The 16,405-nt window shown below is 46.7% G+C and carries 14 protein-coding genes; 4 read left to right on the top strand and 10 right to left on the bottom strand.

Annotated elements, in window-relative coordinates; genetic code table 11:
* Positions 1-329, bottom strand: a 329-nt coding sequence (gene rnhA / locus JKY90_06895) for a ribonuclease HI (GenBank protein ID MBL4851991.1), incomplete at its 3' end; no start/stop codon positions are given.
* Positions 322-1,107: a methyltransferase domain-containing protein gene (locus JKY90_06890; protein MBL4851990.1), complete on the bottom strand. Its 786-nt coding sequence runs from the start codon at positions 1,105-1,107 to the stop codon at positions 322-324. The genes JKY90_06890 and rnhA, both read right to left, overlap by 8 nt.
* A 103-nt stretch (positions 1,108-1,210) precedes the next feature.
* Here JKY90_06890 and gloB point away from each other — a divergent pair, with 103 nt between their 5' ends.
* The gene (gene gloB / locus JKY90_06885) at positions 1,211-2,023 is read left to right on the top strand and encodes a hydroxyacylglutathione hydrolase (protein ID MBL4851989.1); all 813 of its coding nucleotides are present in this window, start codon (positions 1,211-1,213) and stop codon (positions 2,021-2,023) included.
* A gap of 20 nt (positions 2,024-2,043) precedes the next feature.
* Positions 2,044-3,675, top strand: coding sequence for a LysM peptidoglycan-binding domain-containing protein (locus JKY90_06880; protein ID MBL4851988.1), 1,632 nt, complete (start codon positions 2,044-2,046; stop codon positions 3,673-3,675).
* Here the strand turns inward: JKY90_06880 and JKY90_06875 are convergent.
* Together JKY90_06875 and JKY90_06870 are read right to left on the bottom strand one after the other, a co-directional pair.
* Positions 3,672-4,370, bottom strand: a complete 699-nt coding sequence (locus tag JKY90_06875) for a sulfite exporter TauE/SafE family protein (protein ID MBL4851987.1) — start codon at positions 4,368-4,370, stop codon at positions 3,672-3,674. The two genes, JKY90_06880 and JKY90_06875, sit on opposite strands and share 4 nt — an antisense overlap.
* A 167-nt stretch (positions 4,371-4,537) precedes the next feature.
* Complete coding sequence (locus JKY90_06870) at positions 4,538-4,909, bottom strand: hypothetical protein (protein MBL4851986.1); 372 nt, start codon at positions 4,907-4,909, stop codon at positions 4,538-4,540.
* A 107-nt stretch (positions 4,910-5,016) separates the two neighbouring features.
* Here JKY90_06870 and JKY90_06865 point away from each other — a divergent pair, with 107 nt between their 5' ends.
* Positions 5,017-6,003, top strand: a complete 987-nt coding sequence (locus tag JKY90_06865) for a DUF1679 domain-containing protein (GenBank protein MBL4851985.1) — start codon at positions 5,017-5,019, stop codon at positions 6,001-6,003.
* A gap of 68 nt (positions 6,004-6,071) precedes the next feature.
* Here the strand turns inward: JKY90_06865 and JKY90_06860 are convergent, their stop codons facing one another.
* The 6 genes from JKY90_06860 to JKY90_06835 all read right to left on the bottom strand — a co-directional run bounded on the left by JKY90_06860 (position 6,072) and on the right by JKY90_06835 (position 14,212).
* Positions 6,072-6,728 carry an AhpC/TSA family protein gene (locus JKY90_06860; protein ID MBL4851984.1) on the bottom strand — a complete coding sequence of 219 codons (657 nt, stop codon included), beginning with the start codon at positions 6,726-6,728 and terminating at the stop codon, positions 6,072-6,074.
* A 139-nt stretch (positions 6,729-6,867) separates the two neighbouring features.
* Positions 6,868-7,233, bottom strand: coding sequence for a hypothetical protein (locus JKY90_06855; GenBank protein MBL4851983.1), 366 nt, complete (start codon positions 7,231-7,233; stop codon positions 6,868-6,870).
* A gap of 366 nt (positions 7,234-7,599) precedes the next feature.
* Positions 7,600-8,379: a class I SAM-dependent methyltransferase gene (locus JKY90_06850; protein MBL4851982.1), complete on the bottom strand. Its 780-nt coding sequence runs from the start codon at positions 8,377-8,379 to the stop codon at positions 7,600-7,602.
* Positions 8,380-8,694: 315 nt separating this feature from the next.
* On the bottom strand, positions 8,695-11,406 hold the full coding sequence (locus JKY90_06845; protein MBL4851981.1) for a molybdopterin-dependent oxidoreductase: 2,712 nt from the start codon (positions 11,404-11,406) through the stop codon (positions 8,695-8,697).
* A 9-nt stretch (positions 11,407-11,415) separates the two neighbouring features.
* Complete coding sequence (gene nirD, locus JKY90_06840) at positions 11,416-11,769, bottom strand: nitrite reductase small subunit NirD (GenBank protein ID MBL4851980.1); 354 nt, start codon at positions 11,767-11,769, stop codon at positions 11,416-11,418.
* 13 nt (positions 11,770-11,782) lie between these two features.
* A complete protein-coding gene (locus tag JKY90_06835; GenBank protein ID MBL4851979.1) occupies positions 11,783-14,212 on the bottom strand; it encodes an NAD(P)/FAD-dependent oxidoreductase in 2,430 nt (809 codons plus the stop codon).
* Positions 14,213-14,775: 563 nt separating this feature from the next.
* On the opposite strand from JKY90_06835, the gene JKY90_06830 reads away from it, so the two are divergent.
* Positions 14,776-16,167: an MFS transporter gene (locus JKY90_06830; GenBank protein MBL4851978.1), complete on the top strand. Its 1,392-nt coding sequence runs from the start codon at positions 14,776-14,778 to the stop codon at positions 16,165-16,167.
* Positions 16,168-16,405: the final 238 nt, after the last annotated feature.

Raw genomic sequence — 16,405 nt, 5'->3', positions numbered from 1 at the left:
TGCCAAAGATCAATATTTTTAACCGGTTTTTTATTTGCTGTTTTCCAGCCACGGCGCTTCCAATTGACTATCCATTGATTAATACCGTCCATGACGTATTTGGAATCTGTCAACAAACGTACCTTACAACCACGCTTAAGGCTTTCCAAGGCGACAATAGCCGCCATCAGTTCCATACGATTATTAGTGGTTTCAGGTTCTCCACCATGGAGCGTTTTCTCGTGATGGTTTTGACGCAAAAAAACGCCCCAGCCACCAGGCCCTGGATTACCACGACAAGCGCCGTCAGTATAAATCTCTACTTGTTCAGTGGTTTCTGGCTTAGTCATTCTTTGGGTTCGAGTATAAATAATGAACATTGCCTCTGGCAGCAGGTCGCACCAAACCCTTGGCACCAAGCAAATGCTGGCGTGCGGGCCAACGTGGCCGCACTGGCGTCAACATAGATTCACATTTACGTGTTAATAACAGATAGCCTGCGGCAAAAGGCGGCTGCCAACGATCGCCAACACGTTCCATAAACTGCAGCTTGCTCATAATACCGTTGTGTTTAATGGGTGGGCGATAAAAATAATGGTGGCAAGAGAGCGTATCAAAACCAAGCAATTTACACCAATCCTTAATACGTGCGATGCTACGAAAATGCCCGTTCCATGGGAAACGGCCGCCAAACTTGGCCGCCACGCGCCAACCACCCCAAAGACTCCAGGGGTTAAACCCCATGATCACAGCATGCCCTTGAGGGATTAATATACGATCAACTTCACGCAGCACCTGGTGTGGGTCTACGGCATATTCCAAGGTATGAGGCATTACCACAACGTCGACACTATCGGAATCAATAGGCAAGGCATCAGCCGCAGCGCAGCAAGTCGCACGCGGTGCTGATGGGCATTCATCGATAATGCTACGGTGATGGATGCGGCTACCACGCAACAAATCATTTGCCGTAGGCGAGCCCAGCTGTATAAGGTGATAGCCAAATAATTCTGGCAGCACTTGATCAAGCAAATCTTGCTCGGCAGCAAGTAGGCGTTGACCCAAAGGCTGTTGATACCAACGGCTTAACTCTCTGCTTTTTTCGTCAACTGTTTGCTTGCGCTTCACTGCACTGTGTCCAACTTGCCTATTTGATTCATCTCAGTTAATCAGTCTTGTGCTATATAATAGCGTCAATTTAATCGTAACCAAAGCACTGCGCTATCCTACTATGATTGATGTCCAGCCAATCCCAATATTTGATGACAACTATGTTTGGCTAATACGCCACGCGACACAAGCGGGTGGCTCACTTGATCATGCCGTGGTGGTTGACCCGGGTGATGCCCAGCCCGTACTCACCTTTCTTGAACAAGAGAAACTCACGCTTAGTGCCGTATTAATCACCCACAAATGTTTTGACCATGTCGCGGGTATTGGTGCTCTAATCGCACAGCACCCAGCACCGGTCTACGGCCCATCCGTTGACACTATTCAGGGTGTCAGCCACCCGCTGGCTGACAATGCGGTGATTACAATCACCCCACTGCTAAAATTCAAGGCAATGTTAGTGCCAGGCCATACCCTTGGCCATTTGGCTTTTTATACCCAAGAAGACCGTACTACTCTAGATACTTCAAGCCATGTATTCGTTGGTGATGTCATGTTCGCTGGCGGCTGTGGCCGTATCAAGCAAGGTGGCACTGCTAAGCAAATGTTTGATTCCTTGCAAAGACTCGCCAAATTACCGCAAGATACCAAAATCTATTGTGCTCACGAGTACACACTGGCCAATCTGGCTTTTGCGCAGACCGTTGAGCCTGGCAACCCAGCGATAGCACAACGTGTTGAGTCCATCGTAGCCCTGCGTAACAATAAACAGCCGAGTTTACCGTCAATAATGAGCGAGGAATTAGCGACAAACCCGTTTTTACGTTGTACAGAGCCAGAAATTGCTCAATCCGCCAGTGCATACGCCGATATATCAGTCACAACAGAGATTGATGTATTTACCGCATTGCGCAAGTGGAAGGATCAAGTCTAAGGCTCTCATTATTTATTATTATGATAAAAAACAATAAGTTTTTGATAAAAAATCCATATCAGGCAGTGATTATAGGCAGCATGGCTTGCTTGCTCTACGCTTGCACAAGCAACTACTCGCCATTGATCGGACCCCAAATCGCACCAGAAAATGACGCCAACACAGGCACTATGGTCAATAGCGTACCCGCAACTGCCACCAATACACCTATTACCGACAGCCAAATTCCTAAGCCACTGCACCGCATTGTCGTCAACACTGCGCCAGCCAAAAGAACCATACAGCCGACACCTGGCTGGACTGATGTCTGGCAGCGCATCCCTCATGGCTACGGCATCACCTTCACGGACAATCAACACATTCAGGCTCAGCGGCGCAGCTTCACCCGCAATCCAGACTATCTAAATCGCGTTTCTAAACGAGCGACACCCTACCTCTATTACATTGTCGAAGAAATCCAACGTCGCAATATGCCAATGGAGCTGGCACTGTTACCCATCGTAGAGAGTGCCTACCAACCTTTTGCTTATTCACCTAGTCGTGCTGCCGGTATTTGGCAATTTATACCAGGCACTGCACGTCATTATGGTTTGAAAATAAACTGGTGGTATGACGGCCGCCGCGACACGTATGCCGCCACCGATGCCGCCTTGAATTATCTGCAATATTTGCATGATGAATTTGATGATTGGTTGCTAGCTCTTGCTGCTTACAATACAGGCGAGGGCAATATGCGCAAAGCGATTCGGCGCAATCGCCAGCAAAACAAGGCCGTTGATTTCTGGTCGCTATCCCTGCCACGCGAAACACGAGACTATGTGCCACGCTTACTGGCGGTTGCCCAAATCATTAAGCAGCCAGATCAATTTGGCATCACATTACAAGCCATACCCAACTCACCACGGTTTACCCGCGTTGACATTGGCTCACAAATTGACCTGGCACTGGTAGAACAACTTGCCAAAGTGCCACTAGAGACAATTTATCGACTTAACCCTGGTCTCAATCAATGGGCGACCAACCCTAACGGTCCGCATCACATTGTCTTGCCACTTAACAAGGCAGAACAATTTAAATTAGCGCTTGCTGCACATCCACAAGAACAGCGTATTACCTGGCAGCGGCACAAGATTCGCTCGGGCGAAACACTCAGCCATATCGCTGACAAATATCGCACACGGGTTAGCGTACTTAAACAAGCCAATAATCTACGCGGCAACACGATTCGTGCAGGTCGAGAACTGATGATACCGGTTGCTGTAAAAAACGCTGATCGCTACGTACTCAGCGCAAGCCAACGGCTTGTACGCGCCCAAAGCTCGGGCTCTGGCTACAAGGTAAACTACACTGTTCGTCATGGCGACAGCCTGTGGAAAATCGCCAATCGTTACGGGGTAAGTGTATCTAAGCTAACACGTTGGAATGGACTCAGCAGAAAAAGCATTCTTAAACCTGGCCGCAAATTGGTTGTCTGGCCGCATGGCAAGCAAGCCAAACAACAGCACTACACCGTGCGCCGTGGTGATTCACTAGACCGAATATCACAACGCTTTAAAGTCAGCATTAATGATTTGCTGAATTGGAATTCTTTGGATAAAAACAAATACCTTCAGCCAGGACAAAAACTTAAAGTGGCCAGCAACGCTAGCTAGCCTGTGTGCGTTGCCATCATTTTTATTGCAGCTATTACCAGCACCAAAGCCAGCAACGCTTTTAAACGCGGCGAACTTAAACGCCTGACCGCAAGCTCTGACCCGATCAGCGCCCCTAGTACCACAGCGATAACATATTCAACCAAATGATCTGGCCACACCGTGTTGGCTGTCATATACCCTGCCAACCCTGCCAGCGAATTTGTCAACACAAACGCCGCAGCAACCCCGGCATTGGTGCGCATATCCGTCCAACGTAGCATTAATAACAAGGGGCTTAAGTAAACACCACCACCAATCCCAGTAAGCCCCGCGACAAGACCGAGCACTAGCCCAAGCGGTATTGCCACCACCAATCTCGTCGGTACTAGTTCATGCTCAAACTGACGTTGACGAAATAATTGCCAGGCGGCAAGTAGTAGGGCTGAGGCAACAACGTAGTAATATACCGAGGTTGATAGCGTAATGCTGCCACCAATATACGCCATAGGTAAGGCGGCCAAAGCCAGGGGTAAATATACTCGCCAGACAAAAAATCCTGCACGATAAAGCCGTAGCCAAACCAACGCCGCAACAAAGATATTCATCACTAACGCCGCTGGCCGCATACTTTCGGGGGCAAGGCTAAACAACGCCATTGCAGCTAAATAACCCGATGCACCACCGTGGCCAACCGAAGAATACAGCACCGCCATGACAAATAAAGCGATCAGCAATGGTGCTAATGAAGTGATTAGATCAATGATGTAACTTGCCTGGTTTTAATGTCGGGTTTAATCGCCAAGCTTTTCTAAAGAACTTTTTATGTGTCTGGGATAAAGAGCTGGAAAATTTCAGCTGCAAGACCGTGTTCCATAACACATCAGAGGTGTCCTAACTTAATATGGACAGCGCTTAATGGCGTATCGCCAACCACTTCAGCACGATGCCCATGTCGTGTGATATCAAATTGCTGATCGGCGAGCAATTTATCTTTAGCAATAAACATCTCGCCAGCGCTAAAGTCATGGTAGTTATCATTACGCAATGTAATACGCAAAACACCTGCCAAGATAATTATCAGTGTCGGATCACCCGCCACATGCCAATCAGCCTGGTAACCTTGATGGCTGTGACGTAAGCGAAAATTGACAGCATTGATCTGTTGCGACAACAACATCCCATTACGGTCATTCAAATCATATTGTGTTTCACAGAATATCGATAACCCCTCATTGTCGATATCGATTGTCATAATGTGTTGTGCTGGGTCTAACAAATCATTATTCATATCATGCCTGTTATACTGATTAACCAGTTACTCATTATCTTGTCTGCACCTTTCCACTGGCAAACACCCATATGAACGAACCCTGGCATCAAACCGTCATCGCCGCAACTGGCGCAAAGTCTGCAACAAAGCAAGCCGTCATTCAATCCTTATGGAGTGGCTACGGGGAGATCATTCGAGTCAAGCTGCATGATGGTAACGCACCGACGTGCATCGTCAAACATATTAAACCACCAACCACGAAACAGCACCCCCGTGGCTGGAATAGCGACTACGGCCATCAACGCAAATTACGCTCTTATGAGGTAGAAGCTACGTGGTATAACGATTGGAGTCAGCGTTGTGATGATCACTGCCGCGTACCACGATGCTACACCGCAGAGCAGTTTGGCGACGAAAATATCTTCGTACTAGAAGATATCGATGCTAGCGGGTTTGCACTACGCAAACATCAACTTGATATGACCGGGGCATTACCCTGTCTAAATTGGCTGGCCCACTTTCACGCAAAGTTTCTCAACGAAACGCCAGTCGGACTGTGGCCAACAGGCACGTATTGGCATTTAGCAACTCGATCAGAAGAATTTACAGCGATGCGCAATGGCGCTGTTAAACACGCTGCCATAGCAATTGATAAACGACTCAATGAGTGTCGTTTTCAAACCTTAGTACACGGCGATGCCAAGCTGGCAAATTTTTGTTTTTCATCTGACTGCAAGAAAGTCGCCGCTGTCGATTTTCAATATGTCGGGGGTGGCTGTGGTATAAAAGATGTGGTTTATTTGCTTAGTAGTTGTCTTGATGAAAATGAATGCGAGCGCCATGAATCCACACTGTTGGATTACTACTTTAATGCCCTGAAAATGGCTCTCAATACTTACCAAAATCGGGTAGATGTCGATGCCCTGGAAAGTGAATGGCGAAAACTTTATTCTATTGCCTGGGCCGATTTCTATCGCTTTCTACTCGGCTGGATGCCAACACACCAAAAGATTAACCGTTACACAAAAAAAATGGCCGACCAGGCATTGCAACAACTTGACCGCTATCATCAATAGAACACTCTCTCAGAAATCTCTGATATACCCAGACACCCGTTGTCAGGCATCCGGGAGTCACAACACATCTAAGCGGCTGTTATCATCGCCTCAAGAGCTAAAATCGCCTGTTCAGGCTCCATACGTTGAGTGTAGTCAACATCGACAAAGGCTTTAACAATGACGCCGTCTGTATCGACAATATAGGTTGCCGGTAGCGGCAGATCAAATTGCCCTTTGCCGTTGTGTTTTTGCAGGTCAATACCAAACCCATCATAAATAGGCCGCAATTCCTCAGGTAAGGTATGCACCAAACCAAGCTGTCGGGCATAGCTTGCATTGTCGTCCGTCAACACCTGAAAACCTAACGAATTTTTCTCTATTGTGTTCAATGATTCATCGGCCAACTCTGGCGTAATCGCCACCAACATTGCCCCCGCAGCATTAATACGATCTAACGCAGCCTGATAAGCGCGAAGCTCAAGATTACAATAAGGACACCAACCACCGCGATAAAACACAATCAACACCGGTCCATTTGCACGCAGTTGCGATAAGGTTAATGGGCTACCAAGTTGATTGGACAAAGTAAACTCGGGCAGAGTATCTCCTTCCTTTGGTACTCCAGATAACATGCCAGAATCAGCCAAGGCTTGCTTAGCTGCCTCCATTTTTTCTTGCGCGTCCGGCGGCGTATTAGCAACAAAGCCTACTTTAAATTCATCCAGCTGCTGTTGTAAGGACATAACCATCTCCATAAAAATTATTTAATATGACAAAAACCTAATCGAAGCTTACACAAACATAAAACATAGATGAAAACAAAAATATTAAAGGCTATTTAACAAACAATCATCACAAATCTTTAACTATTTAGCCTGTTTGTCATACGCCAAAACGCAAAAACGGCATGATAGAAAAATAGACAATAAACCCCACTACGGCAAGATAAAAAATAACCCGCCCCGGAGACTCAACAACCATATCAATCCAGGTACGCTGCATGCCTATTTTTTTTAGTTCGTCATATTCAGCTCGCACACGCTGATAGCGTTCTACCTGGTAGTTTTCCAACACTGCTTTTGCACTATCCAAATCACTCTCATCACGCAGCCATAGACCCGGGCTGGAAATACCCCAGCGCCCTCCAGGTGTCTCATAAAAATCAAACCCCTGCTCAGTCAACAGTTGTCGTATCTCTTCTGCTTCATCCTCTGGAACAGAACGTAAATTCATTAAACGAACTGACATATTACTTAACCTTGCAACTACCAACCATAGGCTGTAAATTTACTCAAGATGGCAGTGTATCAAACTGTTTGTCGATATGAGAGTGAGTGACTACCACGCAAAAATATTTAGCATCAAGCAAGCATATCGACTGGCGCACTGCTGAAATATTACTCAAAGCCAAAGAGTTAGCGAGAGAAATTAAAAGCAAGCAATAGCGAAAGTATGTTTTGAATGGGAGTGTTAGGAATTTTGTGTCAATCCTTTTAGTGTGTAACCTAATGCTGTCAGGAGAATTTATTATGACAGAAAAATTCGATTATTTGAGCTAGAGTAGTGTTGGCAAACAAGCCAAACCTATTTATATCCCTCATGCCATCAACAGCATTATTCCTTAGGTTTAATAAACTTCAGAGTAAAGCGGTCACTCTCCCCTATCGCCAGGTATTGATCGCGATCTTTATCTTGCAGTTTTAATGATGGCGGTAATGTCCAGACACCTTTTGGATGGTCTTTAGTGTCTTTCGGGTTTGCGTTTATTTCTGAACTACCAACAAACTTGAAGCCTGATTTTTCAGCGAGCTTGATAGCGTAGTCTTGATTAACATAGCCTGAGACTGCTTTCAGGTCTTGTTGAATTTTTGGGTTGCCACGATGTTCAACTACGCCCAAAATGCCGCCTGGTTTCAATGCTGTATATATCGCTTTATAAACGTCGTCAACATAACCGCCACTCATCCAGTTATGGATGTTACGAAATGTCAGCACTCTATCTACAGAGCCAGGCGGTGCAATGACTGTTTTTTCCGGCGGCGCGAGAACGGTGATATTAACTTTGCTATACACCTCATTGGATTTCATTTTTTCTTCAAAGTATTTTGCATTTTTTTGAAAATACTCGATGGAAGAATCAGGATCAAATCCTGCTGCATAGAAAATGCCTTTGTCTTTTAACAAAGGCGCCAGTATTTCGGTGTACCAACCGCCACCGGGTGAGATCTCAACAACAGTCATATCATTTTTTATATCAAAAAAGGATAGCGTCTCTAACGGATGTCGATACTTATCACGCGCTTTATTGGCATCGAGCCTATGCTCACCGGCAAGAATAGTTGTCAAGGTTGCTTTGGTCTCAGTCTCAGCAATAGCTGATGCGCTGAACATCATCGCCAACGTGACGACTAATGGTATGAGGGCAATTATAGTTTTACTATGTCTACCATGAGTCATATCTTTCATCGCTCAATGCTCCATATCTAAAAAAATCTGTACCAGTATACAGCGATTATTGCCTATGCTCTGCTACCGTTTCGGTATCGAATAATTTCGATAACATGGAACATCAAATCATTTGTCAAAGACAGGGTGCTAAGACGGTTCACTGTGGGACAAAGGGTCGGCGTCAGCCGCTGGTTAATGGTCCGTTAAACCAGAGGAGGTTCAATCGGTCAAAATTGGCGGTGATCCAAAGATCTCACATATTCAAGCGTGTGCTTTAAGCAGCGCATCGAGCTCTGGAATACATGACCCACAATTGGTGCCTGCTTTGAGTTTTTCACCTAAGCCTTTAACACTGTCTACACCCTCTTTGCTTATTGCTTCGATAATGGTTTTTTCACCGACATCAAAACAGGAACAAATGGTGCGACCAACATCCTTACGTGGTGTGCCGGGTTTGCCAGCAAGCAGGGACATGCGCTCAACATCGTTGAGTTGGTCTTTGGCAAACAGTTCTATTAACCAGTCGCGCTGGGGCAGCGATTTCCCGAACGAACTTTGAGGTGCAATATAAAGGCAAGATTGCAACCGCCCTTCTTTTAGATTCGCACTGCGATACCAACCGTGGGCTTTATCAGAATAATCGAGCCAATCGTCATCATCATCCGCATTCAACATGGTTCGAGAATAGGCATGCCAATCGGCAATAATGTCGTTGCCGCATAATTCATAACGATAACCGATTTTTTCTGGTATGCGCACCAGATAATCGAGCTTATCCTGCTGCGTAATTTCTGTTCTACTTAATATAAAACCATGCCAAAGCGAAGTGTAAGGAGATACGCTAACCGGTGTATGTTTAAGCTCGGGTTGGCCTGAGATGGGATCAACCACTGGGTTTACTACTGTATCAACGCGTGCATTGTTAGCGAACTGATCGTTCCAATGGATCGGCGCAAAGACCGAACCACGCGGTTGATTTTCTGTGACGACAACGCGTGCCAGCATTTCACCCCACTGGCTTTGCAGCTTGGCAATAGCACCATCAACGACACGATAGTTTTCAGCATCAGCAGGATTGATCTCGCAAAAAGGCTCGGACTGATGACTAAACAAACGTGCTGATTTACCGGTACGAGTCATGGTATGCCATTGATCACGCAAACGACCAGTATTAAGGATTAGCGGATATTCGGCACTTGCCGGATTAGCCGGTGCGGTCGGCGTTATAGCAACAAAACGAGCGCGACGACTGGGCGTATAGAAATCGCCATTAGCGAACAATCGTGCCTGCCCAATTAAAGACCCAGTTGTTGCATCGTCTTTCACTGGCCATTGAATAGGCACCATGTCAGCATACTCACTGTCATTGATATCGGACATTGCACCAATATCAAAGTCGCGATCATTATTATTTTCAAACCCGGACAAAGCTGCGTGTTCTCTAAAAATATCAGTGACATTGGCATAATCAAAACCGTTGCCAAAACCCATACGCTTGGCCACTTCAGCAATCATCCACCAATCGTGTTTGGCCTCACCCGCAGTCGGCAGAAACTTTCTCTGACGAGAAATACGCCGCTCTGAATTGGTCACTGTGCCGTCTTTTTCACCCCAGGCTGTGGCAGGCAACAAGACATCGGCACAGGCAGTGGTGTCGGTTTTTTCGATACAGTCTGAAACCACCACTAACTCACACTTATCGAGTGCACGTTTTACCCGGTTTGCGTCGGGCATGCTGACAACCGGGTTGGTCGCCATAATCCAGACGGCTTTGACCTTGCCCTCGTCGATAGCATTAAACAGATCAACGGCTTTAAGCCCAGGTTTCTCAGGCACCGAATTAACTTGCCAAAATCGCGCAACGGTATCGCGATGCGCTGGGTCTTCTAAATTCATATGCGCTGCGAGCTGGTTTGCTAATCCGCCCACTTCGCGCCCACCCATAGCGTTGGGCTGGCCAGTAATAGAAAATGGCCCCATACCAGGATGGCCAATGCGGCCTGTGGCTAAATGGCAATTAATAATGCTGTTGACCTTGTCTGTGCCACTGGAGGACTGATTAACCCCTTGCGAATAGAGACTCACTACTTTTTTGGTGGTCGCAAACATTTGATAAAAGCGGGCAACATCAGCAGCATCAAGATCGCAAGCCTGGGCTACCGCTGTAATTGAGGAAGCGGATTCACGCGCCGTATTTATCGCTGCGCTAAATCCTTCGGTATGATTTTCAAGGTATTCAAAGTCAAGATGATCTTCACGACGGAGGAAATTCAACAGGCCATTGAATAACATGACATCACTGCCAATACGTAGTGGCAAATGTAAATCGGCAATGACGCAGGTTGCCGTCTTGCGCGGATCAAGCACAATGATTTTTAATTCAGGTCGTTCTTCTTTAGCTTTGACAATACGTTGGTAGATCACTGGATGACACCAGGCCGTATTCGACCCGACCAATATAATCAGGTCTGCTAATTCCAGATCTTCATAACAGCCCGGCACGGTGTCGCTGCCGAAAGCACGACGGTGCCCGGCTACCGATGAGGCCATGCACAAACGAGAATTGGTGTCGATATTGGCGCTGCCAATAAAGCCTTTCATCAGCTTATTGGCAACGTAATAATCTTCGGTTAACAATTGCCCTGAAACATAGAACGCTACTGCATCGGGGCCATGCTCTGAGATAACGGCTGTGAATTTATTGGCGACGGTATCAAGCGCTTCATCCCAACTGACTTGTTCGCCAGCAATTTTAGGCACCAGCAAACGGCCCTCTAAATCAATGGTATCGGCTAAAGCTGAGCCTTTAGAACAAAGCCGACCATAGTTGGCTGGATGTTCTGTATCACCTTTTACGCTGGCAACTATACTGGCAGCGCCATCTGCGGTTTGTGAAACGATGACACCACAACCAACACCGCAATAGGGGCAGGTAGTACGCACTTCGTGTTCGACGTTTTGTGCCTGCGTCATGGCAACGTATTAACTTGCTGCGGCTTGAGCTGGCTTACTGCTATTCTCTGCATCGTCAGGCAACGTCAAAAACAACACGCCTGCTTCGACAATCACGCTAAATGCTTTTGTTCTGCCTTCATCGGGTGAACACGCTTCGCCATTGCGCATATCAATCTTCCAATTATGCAAAGGACAAGTCACAGTATGTTCGCAAATAATGCCTTGCGATAAGGGGCCAGCTTTATGCGGGCAAAGATCTAACAACGCAAACACCTCATCATCAGCATTGCGAAACACAGCAATGTCACCTTGTGCAGTGCGCACTACGCGTGAACCTAGCTGCGGTATATCTTCTAATTTTCCAATTTCTAATAAGGACATTTTCAACCTATGATTATGCGATTTCAGTAAGCGGCTCAAATTCGTTTTTGTGCGCGCCTTCAGCACGTTGCTTCCATGGGTCGTCTTGCATGTGTTTTTGTGAATCGAGGAAGCGTTGCGCAAGCGCTTTACGACCGCCTTCATCATCAACAATATATTCTTTAATACGACTCAGGCCAACACGCTCAATCCACGGCGCAGTACGTTCCAAATAATGTGCTTCTTCACGGTAAAGTTGAAGAAAAGCAGCGCAATACTCTAACACTTCTGCCTCGGTTTCTACCTTGCAAAGAAAATCAGTCGCACGCACTTTAATACCGCCGTTACCACCAACATGCAGTTCCCAACCGGAATCAACAGCGACTACACCAAAGTCTTTAATCGTTGCCTCAGCGCAATTACGCGGGCAACCTGATACGGCCAATTTAATTTTATGCGGTGCCCAGGCGCCCCAGGTCATTTTTTCAAGCTTAATGCCCATCGTTGTTGAATCTTGCGTACCAAAGCGGCACCATTCTTTACCAACGCAGGTCTTGACTGTACGCAAACCTTTAGCATAGGCGTGACCGGAAACAAATCCGGCGCGACTGAGATCACCCCATACTTTCGGCAGGTCTTCTTTTTTAACACCCAAAAGATCGATGCGTTGACCGCCCGTCACTTTAACTGCTGGAATATTGTATTTATCTGCCACATCAGCAATAGCACGTAGTTCTGCTGGGTTGGTCATACCACCCCACATGCGCGGTATGACGGAATAGGTACCGTCTTTTTGAATATTGGCGTGCGCACGTTCATTAATAAAACGTGATTGGTAGTCATCCCACTCACCCGGCCACGCGCAAACTAAATAATAATTCAACGCTGGTCGACACGAGGCACAACCATTGGCTGTGTTCCATTCCATGCTTTGCATAATGTCAGGAATCGTTTTTAATGTATTCGTAATAATAGCCTTGCGTACTTCATCATGCGTGAACTCTGTGCATTTACACATGGCTTTTTTCTTTGGCGTTTCAGAATAGTCACCTACCACTGACGCAAGAATTTGCTCGACCAAACCGGTACATGAACCGCACGAACTCGATGCCTTGGTATGGGCGCGTACATCATCCAGTGTGAACAAGCCCTTTTCGCGAATGGCATTAACAATGTCGCCTTTTACAATACCGTTACAACCACAAATCTCAGCCGTGTCAGGCAAAGCAGCGGCAGCATTGGTTGCACCATGCCCAGCCTCGCCAATATGGGTCTGGCCAAATAACAGGCTTTCGCGAAAATCACTAATATCAGTGCCATTACGCATCAGGTCGAAATACCAGGCACCATCAACGGTATCGCCATAAAGCACTGCGCCGAGTATTTTGTTGTCTTTAAGAACAACTTTTTTATACACGCCTGCGGTCGGGTCTTGAAAAATAATGTCCTCGGTGCTTTCATCACCGGTGAAATCGCCAGCGGAAAACAAATCGATGCCGGTGACTTTAAGCTTAGTAGACGTTGTCGAACCTTCATAACGCGCATGACCAAGATGCGCCAAATGATTAGCGCAGACTTTAGCCTGCTCAAATAATGGCGCAACCAGGCCATAGGTTTCACCGCGATGTTGCAAACATTCACCGACGGCATAAATACGCGGATCATAGGTTTGCATGGTGTCGTTAACGACAATGCCGCGTTCGCAGTGTATGCCCACTTTTTTAGCCAGCTCAATATTCGGTCGAATGCCGACGGCCATGACCACAATATCTGCCGCTATTTCGCTGCCATCGGCAAAACGCACGCCTTCAACGCGTTCGCCCCCCATAATTGATTCGGTTTGCGCGTTCATTAAAAAATTCAAACCGCGGTCTTGCAGTGAACTTTGTAATAAGGCCGCTGAAGATGCATCAAGCTGACGTTCCATCAGCGTATCCAGCAAATGCACTACTGTCACTTGCATGCCGCGTTCTTTGAGGCCATTGGCTGCTTCAAGACCCAATAAACCACCACCGACAACGACAGCATTTTTATATTCTTTGGCACTGTCGAGCATGTAATTAACATCGGCAATATCACGATAGGCAATGACACCTTCAAGCTCATGGCCAGGCACAGGAATGATAAATGGATTGGAACCGGTCGCCATTAACAGGCGATCGTATGGGGTGTGTTCACCTGCTTCATCGATCACTTGACGAGCACGGCGATCAATATCGACAATTTTTTTATTAAGACGCAGGTCAATTCCATTGTCTTTATACCAATCGACATCATTGAGCATAATGTCTTCCAGCGCCATTTCCCCCGTTAACACAGGCGACAATAAAATCCGGTTATAGTTGGCATAGGGTTCGCTGCCGAACACCGTAATGTCATACTTGTCTGGCGCGATCTTTAACAGCTCTTCAATGGCGCGAACACCTGCCATGCCATTGCCGACCATGACCAATTTTTCTTTCATGCACACTCTCCGTTTAGTAGTGACACACCGCTACATGCATCCCCTCTATATATTAATACTTTTAGCAAAAATTGTTCCAAGGGCGAATAAACCCCTTAAACCATTGTTATTAATAGCAATATCAGGACTCACCAGGCTATTCCTGGCACCATAGAACAGCCTTTTGCACCTATTTGGTGCGCATACTGTTGGTCTCGCTTTGCTATGAAGCAGAGAGAAAACACGCCTGTGGATTACTCACCCAGCACAGATAAAACCTGGCTTCCTGGACATACTGATACGCGCCGCCAATGTATTCGGCAGCATAAAAAACACCTCATTATTGTTCCGCCCTTGCTACAAGGCGCACCGTATTTGATCAAAACACCATCAAATATGAAAACATATAATAGAAATTATCTTTTATTATCAATAGCATAGCGTTATGGCTCGATAATTGCCCCATAAGGCAATATCTTTACAATGAAGAAAAGGACGCGCCAATCTTGAGCAGTAAACTCAATATTTTTGATCTCTCCAAACCGAATATCAGAATTTTGCACGCTACCTGGTTTGCATTTTTCATGACCTTCGTGGTCTGGCTTGGTTTGGGGCCGATGATGCCCTTTATCCAAGAAGCGCTTTCTCTGACAGATCAGCAGGCAAAAGTGCTGCTCATTCTTAACGTCGCCATGACCATCCCCGCGCGTATTGTCGTTGGTATGTTGGTGGATAAACTCGGCCCGCGCATCATGTATACCGGCATTTTGGTGCTCGGCGGTGCCATCAGTATCGGTTTCGCCTGGGTCGATAGCTATGAAAAACTTGCGCTTATGCGTTTTCTATCTGGCTTTATTGGTGCCGGTTTCGTTGTCGGTATCCGCATGATCGGTGAGTGGTTTCCAGCCAAACAAACCGGCCTCGCGCAAGGCATATATGGTGGTTGGGGTAATTTCGGTTCTGCTGGTGCAGCGCTAACACTGCCCTTCATCGCTGCCAATTTTGCTGGTGACGACGGCTGGCGTATTGCGCTGACTATCACCAGCATCATTGCCATTCTGTACGGTGTTATCTACTACTTCGTCGTCAGCGATACACCAAAAGGCTCGACCTACTTTAAATCAAAAAAAATGGGCGCAATGGAAGTGAGCAGCCGAGCAGATTTAATGCTTTATATGCTTATGAATATTCCTTTGTTTCTAGCGCTAGCGCTACTGACCTGGAAACTGTCACCTGCACAGCTCGGGCTAATTACTGTTAGCAACAGCTATCTGGTTTATGCTGTATTGGCTGCCATCTATCTCGTTCAACTAGCAAAAATCTGGCATGTTAACGCACACATACTTAAAACACCTGTAGCGCAACTGCATCGTTACAAATTCAAACAAGTCGCTATCCTCGATTGGGCCTATTTCGTCACCTTTGGCACAGAGCTGGCCATAGTCTCTATATTAGCCTTGTTCTATGTTTCCTGGTTTGACGTTCCTAAAGTCACTGCCGCACTGTTGGCTGGCATTTACCCTTTTGTTAATCTTGTAACACGACCCGGTGGCGGCTGGCTGAGCGATACCATTGGCCGCCGTCGCACACTCATTATTGTCTTTGCCGGCATTACTACCAGCTTTCTCATCCTAAGCCTGGTCGATAAAACCTGGCCAGTATGGATGGTCGTAGCCATCACTATTGTCAGTGGTATTTTCTCGCAAGCAGGTTCCGGCGCCGTCTATGCCATGGTGCCATTAGTACAACGACGCATGACCGGACAAATCGCTGGCATGGCTGGCGCCTTCGGTAATGTCGGCGCCGTCATTTTCTTAACCGTCAACTCTCTTGTTTCTTACGATTTATTCTTTCTTTTTATCGCTATTACCGCGGCGATTGTATTCGCCCTGATTTTGTTCTTTCTGGAAGAGCCCAAAGGCCAAATGGTTGAAACCCTGCCCGACGGTACAGTGCAAATGATTGAAGTGAAATAGGAGTTGAAGCGCCCCGCAGTCTATAATAGGGTCAGACTCGAACTAATCACTTCTTATCTTCCCCTCCTTCTTCGGTCTACCTCTGAGTTTTGGTGTTGTACGCCGGTCTGATAATTTCTCAATCCGCTCACGAAAACGTCCCTCTCCCAATACCCAACCTTTATTGGTGGCCTCGCGCAGGGCTTTGAGGTCAGCTTTGCCGATCGCCGACCGGAAAAGTTGTCGGTAGGCCGACTGT

The organism is Gammaproteobacteria bacterium (assembly GCA_016765075.1).
Taxonomy (GTDB): Bacteria; Pseudomonadota; Gammaproteobacteria.
This window is presented reverse-complemented; position numbering and strand designations above follow the sequence as displayed.

Coding starts and splice junctions, on each gene's coding strand:
- gloB (MBL4851989.1), top strand. CDS start 1,211: ATGATTGATGTCCAGCCAATCCCAATATTTGATGACAACTATGTTTGG.
- JKY90_06880 (MBL4851988.1), top strand. CDS start 2,044: ATGATAAAAAACAATAAGTTTTTGATAAAAAATCCATATCAGGCAGTG.
- JKY90_06875 (MBL4851987.1), bottom strand. CDS start 4,370: ATGGCGGTGCTGTATTCTTCGGTTGGCCACGGTGGTGCATCGGGTTAT.
- JKY90_06870 (MBL4851986.1), bottom strand. CDS start 4,909: ATGACAATCGATATCGACAATGAGGGGTTATCGATATTCTGTGAAACA.
- JKY90_06865 (MBL4851985.1), top strand. CDS start 5,017: ATGAACGAACCCTGGCATCAAACCGTCATCGCCGCAACTGGCGCAAAG.
- JKY90_06860 (MBL4851984.1), bottom strand. CDS start 6,728: ATGTCCTTACAACAGCAGCTGGATGAATTTAAAGTAGGCTTTGTTGCT.
- JKY90_06855 (MBL4851983.1), bottom strand. CDS start 7,233: ATGTCAGTTCGTTTAATGAATTTACGTTCTGTTCCAGAGGATGAAGCA.
- JKY90_06850 (MBL4851982.1), bottom strand. CDS start 8,379: ATGATGTTCAGCGCATCAGCTATTGCTGAGACTGAGACCAAAGCAACC.
- JKY90_06845 (MBL4851981.1), bottom strand. CDS start 11,406: ATGACGCAGGCACAAAACGTCGAACACGAAGTGCGTACTACCTGCCCC.
- nirD (MBL4851980.1), bottom strand. CDS start 11,769: ATGTCCTTATTAGAAATTGGAAAATTAGAAGATATACCGCAGCTAGGT.
- JKY90_06835 (MBL4851979.1), bottom strand. CDS start 14,212: ATGAAAGAAAAATTGGTCATGGTCGGCAATGGCATGGCAGGTGTTCGC.
- JKY90_06830 (MBL4851978.1), top strand. CDS start 14,776: ATGACCTTCGTGGTCTGGCTTGGTTTGGGGCCGATGATGCCCTTTATC.